The sequence below is a fragment of the Lysinibacillus sp. BNK-21 genome (assembly GCF_048684915.1).
Taxonomy (GTDB): domain Bacteria; phylum Bacillota; class Bacilli; order Bacillales_A; family Planococcaceae; genus Lysinibacillus; species Lysinibacillus capsici.
In genome coordinates this window covers 431,937-447,304 of sequence record NZ_JBLQTS010000001.1, presented here as the reverse complement: position 1 = coordinate 447,304, position 15,368 = coordinate 431,937, and the positions used below count along the sequence as shown (strand labels likewise).

The following is a 15,368-nucleotide window of genomic DNA, read 5'->3' as shown; positions in this document are numbered from 1 at the left end:
CTCTCTTATTGCCAATGACTTATTGGCACTCGTTCCAGTTCATGACGTTTAATAATAACACTTATCTTTTGAAACCATTTCTCACAAAGCTCTATGGCTTCTTTATAGTCGTCCTCCTCTTTTGATATTGGATCTTCACTATTATCCATGAACATATATTCTTGAATAGGCTCTGATAAATGATCTACTACTAACTTTAGCGATAGCTGTGAAATTGTATCTTCTTCTACCTCCTCTTCTTCTATTTCATCTGCTTCAGCAAGTAAGGAACCACTCATTAGATGATTCTTTGTTCTAACCGTAAATACTTCATCTTCCATGATGGCAACCTCATATATTCTGTTAAATGGAACCTCTATAATTTTTAGTTCTTCGTCTAAAGCTTCTCTTCGGGCGAAAATAAGCATGTTTGTCTGTTCATTTAACAGTAAAGCATTTAAAGCATCATTGGAAACTGTACATTGTGTATGAGGAATAGCCATTATCTCCTCCTCACTAGCTTCCGTCATGGCTGTCAAAGTTTGTATGGCAATATAACGCTCTTTTAAATAACGGATACTCCCTAGACCGACTAAAGCCAGCCCGATTAAAAAAAATAGTTGCTTAATAATGACTAATTCAATGGCATTTGCTAGATAAAGATAGACAATCCCTAATAAAATGAAGAAAATATTTTTCATCCAATTCCCGCCTTTATCAAGATAATCACTAGAAAAATTCAGATGATGTACTAGCAATAGTATTCTTGATTCTATCGTTTCATTCTAATAAAAAACACGAATTCATTGAACTTTACAATGAATCCGTGCTTTTGCTTTTAACGACCAATTAGCTCTTCTTTACTACTTACGTCGTCTAATGTTTTATCTTTTTCTATTTTATGCATCTCAAGAACATGCTCAGATGGCGGAACGAGTATGCTCACCACGACAATTGTGATACCAGTTATAACAACACCTGAAAATACAGGAGCCTGCCATAATTCATTTAATAGACCTATGAAGCCTTCTGATTGGATTGTCAGACTAGGTACGAATGTTAGTGATGTCACAATGTAATAAACTAAGCCAACGGAAATACTTGCCCAAACTGCTGGTGTACTGACACGTTTCCAAAATGGTCCTAAAACGATTGGCCAGAATATTGTTACGAATATAATATCCCAAGCTAAATAAGCTAAATCAATTACTTTTTGGAAGCTTACAGCTAGCACTAAACCTAATAAAGCACTAGCTAGAATAATAGATCGCGAAAATCTTAATAGCTTCTTAGGATCAGGATTGTGATTAATAAAATCTAAATAAATATTCTTTGTGACAATCCCTGAAGTCGCTACATAACATGCAGCTACTGTAGACATCCCCATGGCTGCCATGGCTGTTAAGAAAATAGCTGCTAATAAAGGAGGAAAATAACCTTGTGCAAAGGTAAGCATCAATGTTTCTGGGTTTGTGCTTTCAGGATAAATAGACTTAAAGGCTTCCCCTAGCATCCCTGGAATCCAGCTAATTGCAATGACAATAATACCAGCAATAATCATGCTTCGTTGTGCCACCCGTGGACTTTTTGCAGCAGCTACCCTCTGCCCAAGGTCAACTGCAGGGATATCTCCAAGTGCTAGTACAAGATACAAAGTCCAGAATTCTGCTCCTGCCTTCTCAAATAATGTACTGATATTCCACCACTCGGGATTAAATGTAACGTCTGGATAGTAAAACAAAATAAAAATGGTAATACCCAAAATACCTGCCACTGCAAGCGCACCTTGTACGATTTCAGTATAGGCTACTGCCCATAAACCACCAATAACTGAATAAATAGCCGTTAGCGATACAAATAGAAGCGCCGCAGGTATAAAATCAATTTGCAATAATTGCTGAATAATATACGTTCCACCAACTGTTAACGCCGCTGCATTAAAAACTCCAAAAGCAATTGCCATAACAACCCCTGTATAGGCTCCTAGCTTTTTACTGCCATAGCGTAAACCGTAGTAATCTGCTAATGTCCAGCCCTTTAAACGTCGCAATGGCTTTGTCCAAATGAGTGCTCCAAGAATCATACAAGTCCCTAAACCACCCATTGTTGCCGAACCTTCAAAGCCACCACTTGTATAGCCAGAGCCTACCGCTGCAAAAAAGAAGGGAGCTGCTAATAATGCAGCGACTAAACTACCCGTGACAACGGATAAAGGCATGCTCCAGCCAGCAACAATTAAATCCTCGGCTGTGTTGACACGCTTATAGCCTTTATAGCCAATATAATAGATAAATAATAAGTATAAGCAAAAGATAATAATATTTAACATTATTTACTCCTTCGTTTTCCATTAACCGTTCATTACGACCCCACCATTTGGCGTTAAAATTTGACCTGTATAGAAGTCAGCATGATTAGAGGCTAAAAATAATACACTTTTCGCAATTTCTTCTGGTTGTGCTAAACGTTTTAATGGATATTTTGCGGATTCTTCCTCCACATAGTTATCGCCAAACTCTTGTAGAATGTCCGTAAATGTTCCACTAGGAGCAACTGCATTGACAAGTATAGAAGGTGCTAATTCTCTTGCTAAAGCCTTTGTAAAAGCATTAATAGCACCCTTTGCAGCTGAATAATGCGTGAATTCTTCACAACCCAAGCTACCAATATCAGATGAAATATTGATGATTTTTCCTGTATTACGTTCCTTCATTCTTTTTGCTGCTTCACGGCAATTATAGAAACAGCCATATAAATGAACTTTAATCATACGATCCCACTGCTCATCCGTTAAATCTGTAATGCTGGAACCCTGTGCAAATCCAGCGTTATTTACAAGAATATCAAGATTCCCGAGATGCTCGTCCATAAATTGATGCATCGCTTGTACTTCTTGAGAGTTAGAAACATCTGCGTGGAATATTAAAGCTTTCACACCCAACTTTTCTGCTTCTGCACGTACAGCTTCTGCCTCTTGCTCATCCCCAATATAATTAATTAAAATATTGGCTCCATGTTGCGCAAAGCCTAAAGCAATTGCTTTACCGATTCCTTTACTAGAGCCTGTAATTAAAACATTTTTTCCTGTAAAATTAATGTCCATTATGATCATTCTCCAATTTGAATTTTGCCACTAGACCTTGCAGCTCTTCTGCTGTTTTGCCCAGTGATGAAGAGGCATCCTTTACTTCCTGCATGGTAGATAATTGCTCTTGTGTAGAATTCGAGACATTTGAAGAGAACTCTGCTGACTGCTCTGCAGATTGTTTAATATTATTAACAGATGCCGCCACTTCTTCTGAGGATGCAGAAATTTGTTGTGAAGCTGCTGAAATTTCACGTATTTGGCTAGCTACTTCTTCTGAGGAAGTAAGAATTTCTTTAAAGATTTCGCCTACTTCATTGGTAAATGCCATCCCTACCTTAACATCCTCTTTGCCTCTCTCCATAACTGTGATAGAAGCGTTTGAATCAGACTGAATAGAACTAATTAAATTGTAAATTTCTGTTGCTGATTGAGAGGATTGTTCAGCTAAGCGTCTCACTTCATCCGCAACAACGGCAAAGCCTTTACCGTGTTCACCTGCTCGTGCCGCTTCGATCGCAGCATTTAAAGCTAATAGATTTGTTTGATCAGCTATAGCAGTAATTAAGCTAACAATTTCACTTATTTTTTTAGTATTAACATGTAGTCCATTAATGGTTGTCCCTATTTGTTCAACAGAATCATTAATTAACTCCATTTGAGCAATAACTTGTTGTACAACTTCATTGCCTCGTTCAGAAGCCTGTGATGCTGAAATAGAGGATTCCGCAGCTACATTTGCAGAATCAGCAATTTGCTGAATACCTGTTGCAGTTTCTTCCATAGCAGCAGCTGTTTCCTCTGTCATGGTCATCGAGGCCTCAGCATTTTGTGTAATTTGATTCATGTCTAGTGCAATATTTGTTGAGCTGTTATAAGTTTCACCAGCATGTACCGTTAATTGATTGGCTGCTGAAGAAACGTGATTGGATGTATTGCGTATGTTTAAAATAATATGTTGCAAATTAGCCACCATTGTACGAATGGATTCAGATAATTTACCAATTTCATCCTTCGATGTCTCTAAATCCACATCTATTAATTCACCATTTGCCACTTGATTGGCAACGTTCACTACTTTTTTCAGTGGCTTTAATAGTCGATCTATAATTATGTAAACTAAAACTAATAAAATTAAAATGCCGATAATGGCAATGACAATTTGCTTAATCACACTTGTTTTAATAATCGTATTGATATAATCAGCGGAGTAATCAATCCCTAATAGGGCAATCAGTTGGCCATTATCATCTTTAATAGGACTAAAAACCGTTCTCCAAGAACCAAAAGGATCCTCGAATATATCAGTTACCTCTGTACTATTATTTTCAATAGCTAATTTTGCTGTTTCTACATGTTCATCCGCTAAATCAGTAAAAATTTCACCGGCTTCATATACTTCATTTAGATTAGAGGTATAGCCAATTGGATTGACGCCACCCTCATCCTTGACATCCCAAATATAACTCCAGCTCATAATACCTTGCTGGTCCTGAATCATATCAAGTTGCTTTTGGATCTTTGTAAACTTTGCGTTTGTTTCCCCTTTTTCGGACAGCAAATCTTTTACTTCATCACTGTCTAAGTTCATAGCTGTTAATAAACCAACACTTTTTAATTCTTGCTCCAAATCCACATTCATCCGATTATTCAATTCACTAATACTTTGCGTCGTAATAATAGCGATAAGCAGTAATACAACGATAGAGACTGTTAGTAAAAGCTTATTTTTTAATGATGTGTTTTTTAACAACTTCATTTCCCCTTTTCCTCCTTTGAACTTTACTTGCAAAAAAATGCCTATTTCAAAAGAAATAGGCATAAAAGAACAAAAACTAGAATGAGAATGATACAACTAGCACTCTTTTGCAACCCAGCCGCCATAGCATTTATTGCCTTAGACCTGTAGCTTTGCGTCTTTACTTTTCAGTAAATTTGCCTATATTTCCCTACCAAAATTAACACAGTAGGTAAAAGTAGTCAATGCTCTCTACTTAAAACATACATATTTTATACTAGCTGTTCCTTCATTAATAATTATATAAATTACTTAATTATGATTCATCTATTGAACAAAATAAAACAGCTACAACCTCAATTAGCGTTGTAGCTGTCCACTTTCAATTCACTTACCCCTAAGTGTTTGAATAAATTATACGTTTTGTGTGACAAGTAATACGGAAGGTATAAAGGATAACGCAAACATAGCGATATACCATACGGAAGTACGACGTAATGAAAAGCGTACTTTTTTTCGTTCCGCATAAAAAATATCTAACATAACTGCAACAATAAAAGGCATTGTAATACATGCAATAGCTACTAATAAGATGTCAAAATAAATCATACAAGCACCCCTTTGTCTGTGAACATTTTTCATCTTTTTTGTGAACATTTTGTGATAATTTTATTGTACACAATTTCGTCACAAATTGTCAACGAGTTTTAAAGAAAAAAATGGCACTTTATGATTGATATCCATTGTGCATTATGCTCTATATTTATATGTTAGGCCCCTTAAAAAATTTCGTACGAATGAATCGCCACACTCTTTATAATTACGATGACTTGGATTTCTTAAAATAGCACCTAATTCACCTTTTGTAACTTTAATGCCGCCGTCATATAAAATCTCAAGCATCTCCTCAGTTGTTAAAGCTAAAGCAATTTTTACTTTCTTTAGCAGCATATTATTTGGGCTTTCTTTACCTGACACAGGTAAAGGTCCAACAGCCTGTCCTTCTCTTGGTTTCTGAGGCCCGCGTTTAAAAGTAATTAATCCATTTAAAAATGCCTCTAACATTTTATTATTACATTTGATGTATTCCTCTGGCGCTTCTTCCTCATCATTAATCTTAATCAGCATATTTAATACTTCTTCCTTTGTATAATCCATGCCACCAAGTTTAAAAATTTCTACCATATCTACATTTTTTATATCGAACGCATAGCGTAAACGAATTAAGATATCATTATTTGTCATTATATTTCCTCCTTTAATTAACCTTATATAGTAAAGAGCCAGGCTTAATTATAACAGAGAGTTTGCTGATTATTGCTAGCTTTCCACAAGTTGTTGTTGTTAGCAAATAGCGTGTGCATTTCCTACTTTTTAAATGTATGAAAAATTTAATCGCAACCATTCTAAGGTCAAGGAGGTGAGAACAATGGCTAACAATAACCGCAGTTCAAATAAACTTCTAGTACCTGGAGTACATGAGGCTGTCAATCAAATGAAATATGAAATTGCACAAGAATTTGGCGTTCAGCTTGGGCCAGAAGCATCTTCTCGCGCAAATGGTTCCGTTGGAGGAGAGATTACAAAACGCCTTGTTGAAATCGCTGAAAAACGTTCAAAAGGTTTATTATAATTAAATACTAATAAGAAAAGAACGAATCCCATTTACATAATTGGAATTCGTTCTTTCGTGCTCTATAAAATTATGCTGTTTGCAATTCCTTCCCTGAGCTCTTAAGCGTTAGCATAACGATAAAGGAAATACAATACAGTGCTGCTAAGTAAATCATCACGACAGTCATATCGTAGCTTTGTAAAATAAAGCCTACAAAGATTGGTGAAAACCCACCTATAGCTCGTCCAAAGTTAAAAATGGTGTTTGTTGCTGTACTGCGAATTTGTACTGGATAAAAGCTACTAATTAATGCACCATACCCTGCAAACATTCCATTAGAGAAGAATCCTACAACCGCACCGCCTACTAATATCGCTACTGCACCTGTTGCAAACGAGTAAAAGAATACAGCACATGCAGAGGCTACTAAAAAGATCCCGAATGTTCGCTTTGCACCAAAACGATCCATAAATCTACCAAACGTCAGCATTCCAATGATCATGCCAACTGCGGTACTAATTGTCCACAATGCTGAGCTTGAAACCGATAAACCTTGCGATTTCTGTAACATCGAAGGTAGCCAAATCATTAGACCATTATAGCCTGCAATTTGAACAGTTGCCATTAGAATTAGGGAGAGTGTTGTCATGGTGATACGAGGTGAAGCAAATAATTGTGCTAAATTCCCGTTCTCTTGCTTATTATTTTGTTGTTTCTGCGCTGCTAACCATTCTGGTGATTCATCAATATTTTTACGTACGATAAAGGCAAAAATAACTGGTAGTAATCCTACAAAGAATAATGCACGCCACCCTAAAGTTGGTAAAATAATAGCACTTAATAAAGCGGCTAAAATTACTCCATATTGTGCACCTACACTGACATAAGAGGATGCTCTGCCTTGTTTATTCTTTGGCCAAGCCTCCGCCACAAGCGCCATCCCAATACCATATTCTCCGCCAGCACCTAAACCAGCGATAAATCTATAAACATAAACTTGTTCAATACTTGTTGCTACTCCTGTTAAGGCCGTTCCGATGGCAAACAAAATAATCGTATACGTAAACACTTTTACTCGACCATATTTATCTGCTAATACACCGAAAATAATACCACCCAGTAGCATCCCAATATTCGTGATAGATGAAATCAATCCACCTGTTGCAAGATCAATATTAAATTCTGCAATAATCATTGTCATAGCAAAGGAAATAAACATAATGTCCATTCCTTCTAGCGTTAGCCCTGCCACTGAAGCAACCACGGTTTTTTTACGATAATCCATTCTTTTTAGCCTCCATTTTCTAGTTGTCGATCTCTTTTAGTGAATGGATTATAGCTGTCTTGTCCATTCTCTTTTGAAGCCTCACGGGACTTCCTTTAAAAGAGGAGTACGGAACAATAATAAAAGCCCTTCCGTCACAGAGGACAAAAGGGCATGACAAAGCAAAGATATTAGCTTAAAAATATCACATAGCCCTTTTCAGCCTCTCTGGACCGTATTAAAGGATTTATATATCGTTCATTTATACCGTTCTACATTCTATAAGATTACGGAAGAAAAAGCAATGGTCGAATAGTGGAAATTCAACACGGTATTTCTATAAAGTTTTGAGCAAACTGATAAATTAGATTGGCAGGTACAGCCAAATTAAGGTTTTGACCATCATCGAAGCCTGCTGTAATCAGACCAACCAATCGCCCATGCATATCCAATAAAGCACCACCTGAACTGCCATTTGATATAGCGGCTGTAAATTGAATCATAGACATTTGCCGAATATCACGAAAACCCGAAACAATCCCATCAGAAACTGAGTTAAACAATCCTAACGGACTGCCAATCGCCACAATTTTTTGCCCTCGAACTAATTGTCCATCCACTTTTACAGGTAAAGGATGGCTTATTCTGTCTACCTTCAAAATAGCCAAATCATGCATATCATGATATTTCACAAATTGATGGGTAATATACTCGTTGGTATCATTTTCATAGAGCACAGAATAATATTTTCCACCACCTACAACATGCAGGTTTGTTAAAATATATCCATCTTGGTGGAGAATGACACCAGAGCCATAGCATAAAACCTTGTCATCCTCCCCGAAGGTCTTAATCATCACAACAGATGTGGCTAAGGAGGCTAATTGCTCATAGCTCCACTCCTCTGTCGCATTCGTTTTTTGAGCAGGAATGTTCAATTGTCTTGAAGTACTTTTAATAGGCAATGTTATTTCTTTTTCATAGAAATGACGACACATATGTAAGGTAGATGACGCTTCTATTATAGGGTACAAATTGGCAATATCTCCTTTGGGATTCATGTAACAAATATCGCACCCCAGTGACGATAAGAAATATAAAAATAGTAATTCATGCTGCGTAATGTCACCTATAAAAACAATTTTGGGGGACGTTGAATTTTCCCCCGAAAAAATTTGTGGTAAATAATAATCCATCCAATACAAAAATTTAACGGCAAAATTTTTTAACAACGTTTCATTAGGATAAGGCTGATTTTCTTTAAATAGTTGAATCATCTGTTTAAAGCTTAGCTTTTTTGTCCATTCAAGCTGATCACTCGCTAATTTACTGCACAAAGATAGCTTATCCAGTAATTGCGGGTTTTCAGCAGCAGTCTGCCACATTCTCCAACTTTCCGACAATCTATCTACATCTTCCTTATTACGAATGACCTCAAGCTTATGCAGTCGTAAATAAAAAATGCTTTGCTTGGAGAAATAGTCCTCCATTTTTAGAATCTCATCTTTATAAAAATCTACAGAATCAGGTATACCGATATATCGTAGAAAAACAACTTCCTTCGTAAGAGAATGTTTGTTGTGATTAATTTGCATAAACTCCTGAAAAGTATTTGCTGATTTATTGTATTTAATTTTTAACGGTCTAGTTGTCACAATCATCTTCATACAACTCCTATAAGCTCTTCATTACATATAATGGTACTTATATACAATTCTCTGATGTTTCTCTAAATCCTCTATTGATTGCAAACAAAAAAGCCCGACTCTATAAAGAATTGGACGTAGCTTTGGAATAAAGATTTAGAATAACAACTCCCAATGTTTTCTAGTTGTTCATTAGTATTCCATTAGTTGTTAATGCCACTCTAACATAATTAAAAACTAAAAAGATGTTTTATCCATTCAATTTAGTGGAATAGATTGAATGTGAACATATATAGGAGGGATCAATAATGACAGTCAAATTGACAGTAGAAAACGTAGTACAGGCGAAACAAGAAGTGGAGAAATTAGAAGCGCAAGGATATCTTCGAGATAACATTTACATCTTTGCGCACTATGAAGAACGTGAAGATGATATTAACGAAGCACTCGGGACTGAAGAAGCTGGTATTAGCGAGCAAGGGTTCCTGACTTCTCTGAAGAACCTGGTGAATTCCCGTGGAGATGAACTCCGCAACAAGTTAGCTTCTGTCGGATTAAGTGAATCGGAAGCTGCTCAATTCGAAAAGGAACTGGATACAGGTAAATTGGTCATAATTGCCAATAAGTAAAAACAAACCCGGGAATCCAATCCCGGGTTTGTTTCATTTTACACCTTCGTCTCTGTATTCAAGATAGCCTTTCAACTATTGTCAATGATCTGCTCGAGGAAATTTTCTTCTTCTTCATTAAAGAGTCTTCTTTAGCAATATGGTCCTATTCATAAAGAATGACACTTTTCCTTATTATGAAAAATCGCCCGTTTGTTGAATAACTAATTTTTATTAATAATAGCGTTTTCTCATATATTTCTTATTTAGTAGTTCAATGACTATTGAAGATAAATTCATAAAAAATTAGAGCTACAGTTTAATGACTCTAATTTTTACGTCTATTCTTTACAAAAATCGACAAATTTTTTTGCCTGTATTAAGGACATATCTGTTTGTTCTCTCACAAACTTCACCGCTTTAATTTCACCGACGGACTTTATTTTCTCTTTTACTAAGGCAATCAGTTCCTTATTATAGATTTTAGTATAATCCATTTTTCCGACCTCCTCTAATCTATAATACCTTATACGACTATTTTAACCATTTAGTTTCAATATATATTAATACCACTAAAAGGAATTTGTAAAAATAAGGATAAATCAATTGTGAGGATTCATATTACTAGATAAAAACTACATTTAAACAGAAGAACATAAAAACAAGAACCCTCCCCCTAGCATCTGAAGCTAAAACATCAATAGCGATAAATTGAAAGGAGCAAAGAAAGGGAAATCTCATCCTCAAAACTTTGCTCCTATTTCTACTGTTATTTACTTGACTTTATTGGTGGGTTCATCATTTCATTGTCATTCAATATTGTTTGATTCAAAGTTGTCTAGCAATACACGTACTTCATCCGTTGATTTTGTGTTCATCAATTGACTTCTTAATTCACCAGCTCCTCTGAATCCTTTGACATAAATTTTGAAGAAGCGATGAAGTCCTGTGATGGAACGTGGTAGTTCTTCCGCGTATTGATCTTGAAGATCGAGCTGCAGTCTTAAAAGATTAAGATACTCTTTACTGCTATGCTCTTTTGGCTCTTTTTCAAAAGCAAAAGGATTTTTAAAAATACCTCGTCCAATCATCACGCCATCAATCCCGTATTGTTCAGCTAGTTGGAGTCCCGTTTGACGGTCAGGAATATCTCCATTGATCGTCAGTAGCGTATTAGGTGCAATACGGTCACGTAGTTTTTTGATTTCCGGAATAAGCTCCCAATGCGCATCTACTAGGCTCATTTCCTTTCTTGTTCGTAGATGAATCGAAAGGTTCGCAATATCCTGCTTTAATATATGCGTTAGCCAATCCTCCCACTCATTTACATCCTTGTAGCCAAGTCGTGTTTTCACGCTAACAGGCAGTCCGCCCGCTTTTGCTGCTTGAATTAATTCTGCCGCCACTTCTGGTCGGAGAATAAGGCCACTCCCCTTCCCTCTTGATGCTACATTCGGTACAGGGCAGCCCATGTTAATATCAATGCCTTTAAAACCTAGCTCTGCCATCCCAATACTCATTTCACGGAAATATTCGGGATTATCTCCCCAAATATGCGCCACCATTGGCTGCTCATCTTCTGTAAAGAGCAAACGACCGTGCACACTTTTCTTTCCCTCTGGATGACAGTAGCTATCCGAATTTGTAAACTCAGTAAAAAACACATCTGGTCGACCAGCTTTACTCACAACGTGACGAAACACAACATCTGTCACATCCTCCATCGGTGCCAATACAAAAAATGGTCGTGGTAAATCACGCCAAAAATTATCTATCATGTTAATTCCAAATCCTCTCACTATGGATAAAACTCCATGCTCTCAGTTAAAAATTATAAAGTCAAATGTTACATTTATCTCATTAGCTAATGTAAAAATCAACAATGTTTATTTTAACGAAAATCAGTCCTAAATGGTATTTTAACAAACAAAAAAGTAGATGGTATAGATTGTTTCTACCTCATCTACTTTTATTATACCTAATTTTCATTTCTATATTTTTTCGAATGGATCCATTTGTGAGGTGGATTTAAACAAAATAGATAATATGACTGCACTACTATCGGGTTGAATCAAATATTTACTTTCTATATTTGAGTTCTGCCGTTATCTTCTTGCATCTGTTTATTATACTGTACCTCTGGTTTCTCTGGTTTTTTCGACCAATAGGTAGCGAGAATCGGACCAGAAATATTATGCCAAACAGCCCCAAGTACACTAGGTAGGGCCGCTAAGGGACCGAAGTGGGCAGTGGCTAACGCTACACCCAGACCAGAGTTCTGCATTCCAACTTCAATTGAAATAGCTCTTCGATTGCTTTCATCGAGGCCTAATACACGAGCTGTTATATAACCAAATAACAATCCGAATGCGTTATGAAGCACTACAGCTGCAAAAATAATGGAGCCTGCCGAAGCGATGGAATCGACATTACCAGCAACAACAGCAGATACAATAATCATAATAGCAACTACTGAAATAAGAGGAATCACATTAATACTTTTTTCTACGATTTGAGGAACAACTCTTCTGATAATAATCCCTAGGATAATAGGGATAATAATTACTTGAATAATTGAAGTAAACATCGCTATGGGATCAACTGGCATCCATTTACCTGCAAGCAATAACAGGATGAATGGTGTGGCAATTGGAGCTAATAATGTCGAAAAGGATGTCATTGTGATGGACAAAGGTACATTTCCTTTAGCTAAATACACCATGACGTTTGAAGCAGTTCCACCTGGTACAGATCCAAGAAGGACTAGCCCTGCAGCTAATTCTGCTGGCAAGTTCATTATATAAGCAATTAAAAAAGCGGAAAGTGGCATGATAACATATTGAGCACATACACCGATAATGACTGGTACTGGATTCGTGATAACCAATTTAAAGTCTACTGCTTTTAGCGTCAGACCCATGCCAAACATAACAATGCCTAGCAAAATCGTGATATACCCCCCAAATATTAAAAAGGGTTCTGGAGCTATAAAGGCAATAACAGCAATACAAATAACCCATATAGCAAAGTATTTACCAGCAATTGTACTAATCGTTTCTAAAATCTTCATATTTCCACTCCCTATATTTTTATTTTCAATATTTTATTCGGATTGAAAAGTGTGTCAGGGTCAAGTGCTTGTTTAATCTTTTCCATCACTAGAAGTGCTTTACCGTGTTCTTTTTCTTGATATTTCTGCTTACCAATGCCCACACCATGTTCTCCTGTGCAAGTTCCTCCTCGTTCTAGTGCATACATCACAATCAACTCATTTAATTCATCAGCTTTCTTTATTTCCTTTGGATCATTCATATCAATCATTAATAGTACATGGAAATTTCCATCACCAACATGTCCAACAACCCCACCTGTAAGCGCTAACATATCAAGTGCTTCTCTTGCATGTTCAATAGCACCTGCTAACTCGGATATCGGTAAGCAAACATCGGTTACCATTAGTTTTTTTCCTGGATGTCCATGGACATAGGCGTAAGCTAAATTATGGCGAGCTTCCCATAGTTGATTTCGGGCTGCATTATCCATCTCAAACTCAATATTTTTGCAATTATGAGCCGCTACAATCTCTTTCATAAATTCTACATCCTGCCTTAAGCCAGCCTCATTTCCCTCAAATTCCAAAAATAAGGTTGGTTGTTCCTCATAAGCTGTTTGACTATACAAGTTCACTTGTTTCATTGAAGGTTCATCTACAAGTTCAACTCTTGCAATGGGAATTGCCGCTTGTAGAATACTCACAACTCCTTCCACAGCATCATTCACTGTTTCGAAGGACGCTCTAGCAGCCATGACACATTCAGGAATACCATAAACTCTTAACGTCAACTCAGTAAAACAACCAAGTGTTCCCTCTGACCCAACAAATAGACCGTTTAAATGATAGCCCGATGAAGATTTCTCTGCTAAATTCCCTGTATGAATCACTGTTCCATCTGACAGAACAACCTCTAAATCTCGAACTTGATCGCGCATAGTTCCATATTTAACAGATGTTGTACCACTAGCATTTGTTGCGGCCATTCCTCCAATTGTCGCATCTGCTCCTGGGTCTACGGAGAAAAATAATCCATATTTCTTCAACTCTTTATTCAATTGAGAACGTGTCACCCCTGGTTGAACTTTCACAAGAAAGTCCTTCTCTCTAACTTCTACTATTTTGTTCATGAGTGAAAAATCAATTGTTATCCCATGATTATAAGGAATCACATGTCCTTCTAAGCTTGTTCCTCTTCCAAATGGTACTATTGGTACTTTGTATTGATTTGCTATGTTCATTATCTTACTGACTTCTTCTGTCTTTGTCGGAAATACCACAATATCGGGTAGACAGGCACTATGATAGGATTCATCACTGCTATGCTGTTCTAAAATCGTTTGATTGATTGTCATTTCAATTTCTGGAAGAACACTTCGTAGGGCCATCACTAATTCTTCATTTGTAGTAATCATTTTTTTCCTTCCCCTTTTGCTCTCATAGTATTTGGATGATTTAATTAATAATTTTATATGTCATACCAATTTTCTACATTCTTAAAATTGGTCCAACCTTTTTACATTGTACTAAATATTCAGAAAATATCAACTATTAATTTTTTTCTTAAATTGATAAACATGCTGTATTTCTGTATGATTAAAGCGTTTATAGTACTATGTATTTAAGGTGGTGAGATAGGTAATGCCTCAACCAAAGAAAAAAGCGTATCAAGTAATTGTTGATCAAATAAAGGAATATTTTTTAAATGGTGAATTACAGCCTGGGGATAAACTCCCGACAGAAAGAGAATTAGCGAGTCGTTTTAATGTCAGTCGAACATCGGTAAGAGAGGCACTTCGAAAGCTTGAAATAAAGGGATTTATTGAAATTAAACAAGGCAGTGGTAGCTTTATTAAAACAGCAGAGTCCCATACTTTAGGTGAAGAACTCTCCTCTACAATTATTAATACTGAAAAAAAATTAATTTATGAAATGTTGGAGCTTCGCCAAGCACTTGAAGTAGAGTGTGCCTTTTTAGCTTCACGACGAGCTACTTCTGTAGACTTAGAGCGAATTAGCCAAGCATTAGACATGATGGATCAAGGTAAAAATGATGTAGAATTAGGAATTCAAGCAGACCTAAGTTTCCATCATAATATTGTACTCGCTTCACATAACTCTATATTTTTACAACTGTTCCAAACCCTTAGTGAGCATATGCAAGACACAATCCGAGCTACCCGCAGACAACGCTTGGAAGATCCAGAACGAACGCAAGAGACTATCGATGAACATAAAAAAATTTACTTAGCCATCGCCTCTGGAGATGCGAACCAAGCTAAGCAACTCATGGAAAACCATATCACGCAAATAAGACGAGAATTAACAGAGTCTCTTTTAAGTCATATTGGAGAAAAAAACAATTAAAACTAGAGATACAC

At 36.5% G+C, this 15,368-nt stretch carries 15 protein-coding genes and 1 riboswitch; of the genes, 3 read left to right on the top strand and 12 right to left on the bottom strand.

The features are described 5' to 3' along the window. Positions 1 to 5: 5 nt before the first annotated feature. The 6 genes from ACMGGO_RS02195 to ACMGGO_RS02170 all read right to left on the bottom strand — a co-directional run bounded on the left by ACMGGO_RS02195 (position 6) and on the right by ACMGGO_RS02170 (position 6,047). Entirely contained in the window at positions 6 to 680 is a 675-nt protein-coding gene (locus ACMGGO_RS02195) for a hypothetical protein (protein WP_054548995.1), read from the bottom strand. A gap of 137 nt (positions 681 to 817) precedes the next feature. Next, complete coding sequence (locus tag ACMGGO_RS02190; RefSeq protein WP_048394850.1) at positions 818 to 2,308, bottom strand: sodium:solute symporter family protein; 1,491 nt, start codon at positions 2,306 to 2,308, stop codon at positions 818 to 820. A 21-nt stretch (positions 2,309 to 2,329) separates the two neighbouring features. Next, positions 2,330 to 3,082: an SDR family NAD(P)-dependent oxidoreductase gene (locus ACMGGO_RS02185; RefSeq protein WP_009374257.1), complete on the bottom strand. Its 753-nt coding sequence runs from the start codon at positions 3,080 to 3,082 to the stop codon at positions 2,330 to 2,332. Then, entirely contained in the window at positions 3,072 to 4,823 is a 1,752-nt protein-coding gene (locus ACMGGO_RS02180) for a HAMP domain-containing methyl-accepting chemotaxis protein (protein ID WP_328025614.1), read from the bottom strand. Before ACMGGO_RS02180 ends, ACMGGO_RS02185 begins: the two co-directional genes overlap by 11 nt. A 105-nt stretch (positions 4,824 to 4,928) precedes the next feature. Continuing rightward, positions 4,929 to 5,014: riboswitch (cyclic di-GMP riboswitch) on the bottom strand. Between the two features lie 202 nt (positions 5,015 to 5,216). Continuing rightward, positions 5,217 to 5,411, bottom strand: coding sequence for a hypothetical protein (locus ACMGGO_RS02175; RefSeq protein WP_004225659.1), 195 nt, complete (start codon positions 5,409 to 5,411; stop codon positions 5,217 to 5,219). A gap of 141 nt (positions 5,412 to 5,552) precedes the next feature. Further along, positions 5,553 to 6,047 carry a DUF1456 family protein gene (locus ACMGGO_RS02170; RefSeq protein WP_103118849.1) on the bottom strand — a complete coding sequence of 165 codons (495 nt, stop codon included), beginning with the start codon at positions 6,045 to 6,047 and terminating at the stop codon, positions 5,553 to 5,555. Positions 6,048 to 6,231: 184 nt separating this feature from the next. Here ACMGGO_RS02170 and ACMGGO_RS02165 point away from each other — a divergent pair, with 184 nt between their 5' ends. Next, a complete protein-coding gene (locus tag ACMGGO_RS02165) occupies positions 6,232 to 6,435 on the top strand; it encodes an alpha/beta-type small acid-soluble spore protein (protein WP_004225662.1) in 204 nt (67 codons plus the stop codon). 70 nt (positions 6,436 to 6,505) lie between these two features. Here the strand turns inward: ACMGGO_RS02165 and ACMGGO_RS02160 are convergent, their stop codons facing one another. After that, on the bottom strand, positions 6,506 to 7,702 hold the full coding sequence (locus tag ACMGGO_RS02160) for an MFS transporter (RefSeq protein WP_420281551.1): 1,197 nt from the start codon (positions 7,700 to 7,702) through the stop codon (positions 6,506 to 6,508). 302 nt (positions 7,703 to 8,004) lie between these two features. Next, positions 8,005 to 9,342, bottom strand: a complete 1,338-nt coding sequence (locus ACMGGO_RS02155) for a trypsin-like peptidase domain-containing protein (RefSeq protein WP_420281550.1) — start codon at positions 9,340 to 9,342, stop codon at positions 8,005 to 8,007. A gap of 293 nt (positions 9,343 to 9,635) precedes the next feature. Between ACMGGO_RS02155 and ACMGGO_RS02150 the strand changes: the two genes are divergently transcribed. Further along, positions 9,636 to 9,956, top strand: coding sequence for a general stress protein (locus tag ACMGGO_RS02150; protein WP_054548992.1), 321 nt, complete (start codon positions 9,636 to 9,638; stop codon positions 9,954 to 9,956). 320 nt (positions 9,957 to 10,276) lie between these two features. On the opposite strand, the gene ACMGGO_RS02145 is transcribed toward ACMGGO_RS02150, so the two are convergent. From ACMGGO_RS02145 to ACMGGO_RS02130, 4 genes are all read right to left on the bottom strand, one after another. Beyond that, positions 10,277 to 10,432: a hypothetical protein gene (locus ACMGGO_RS02145; protein ID WP_257962123.1), complete on the bottom strand. Its 156-nt coding sequence runs from the start codon at positions 10,430 to 10,432 to the stop codon at positions 10,277 to 10,279. A 312-nt stretch (positions 10,433 to 10,744) separates the two neighbouring features. Next, the gene (locus ACMGGO_RS02140; RefSeq protein ID WP_420281549.1) at positions 10,745 to 11,713 is read right to left on the bottom strand and encodes a tRNA dihydrouridine synthase; all 969 of its coding nucleotides are present in this window, start codon (positions 11,711 to 11,713) and stop codon (positions 10,745 to 10,747) included. A 308-nt stretch (positions 11,714 to 12,021) separates the two neighbouring features. After that, on the bottom strand, positions 12,022 to 13,005 hold the full coding sequence (locus ACMGGO_RS02135; RefSeq protein WP_420281548.1) for a bile acid:sodium symporter family protein: 984 nt from the start codon (positions 13,003 to 13,005) through the stop codon (positions 12,022 to 12,024). Between the two features lie 11 nt (positions 13,006 to 13,016). Next, positions 13,017 to 14,402: an FAD-binding oxidoreductase gene (locus tag ACMGGO_RS02130; protein ID WP_420281547.1), complete on the bottom strand. Its 1,386-nt coding sequence runs from the start codon at positions 14,400 to 14,402 to the stop codon at positions 13,017 to 13,019. 226 nt (positions 14,403 to 14,628) lie between these two features. Here ACMGGO_RS02130 and ACMGGO_RS02125 point away from each other — a divergent pair, with 226 nt between their 5' ends. Beyond that, positions 14,629 to 15,354: a FadR/GntR family transcriptional regulator gene (locus ACMGGO_RS02125; protein WP_066038209.1), complete on the top strand. Its 726-nt coding sequence runs from the start codon at positions 14,629 to 14,631 to the stop codon at positions 15,352 to 15,354. Positions 15,355 to 15,368 lie beyond the last annotated feature (14 nt).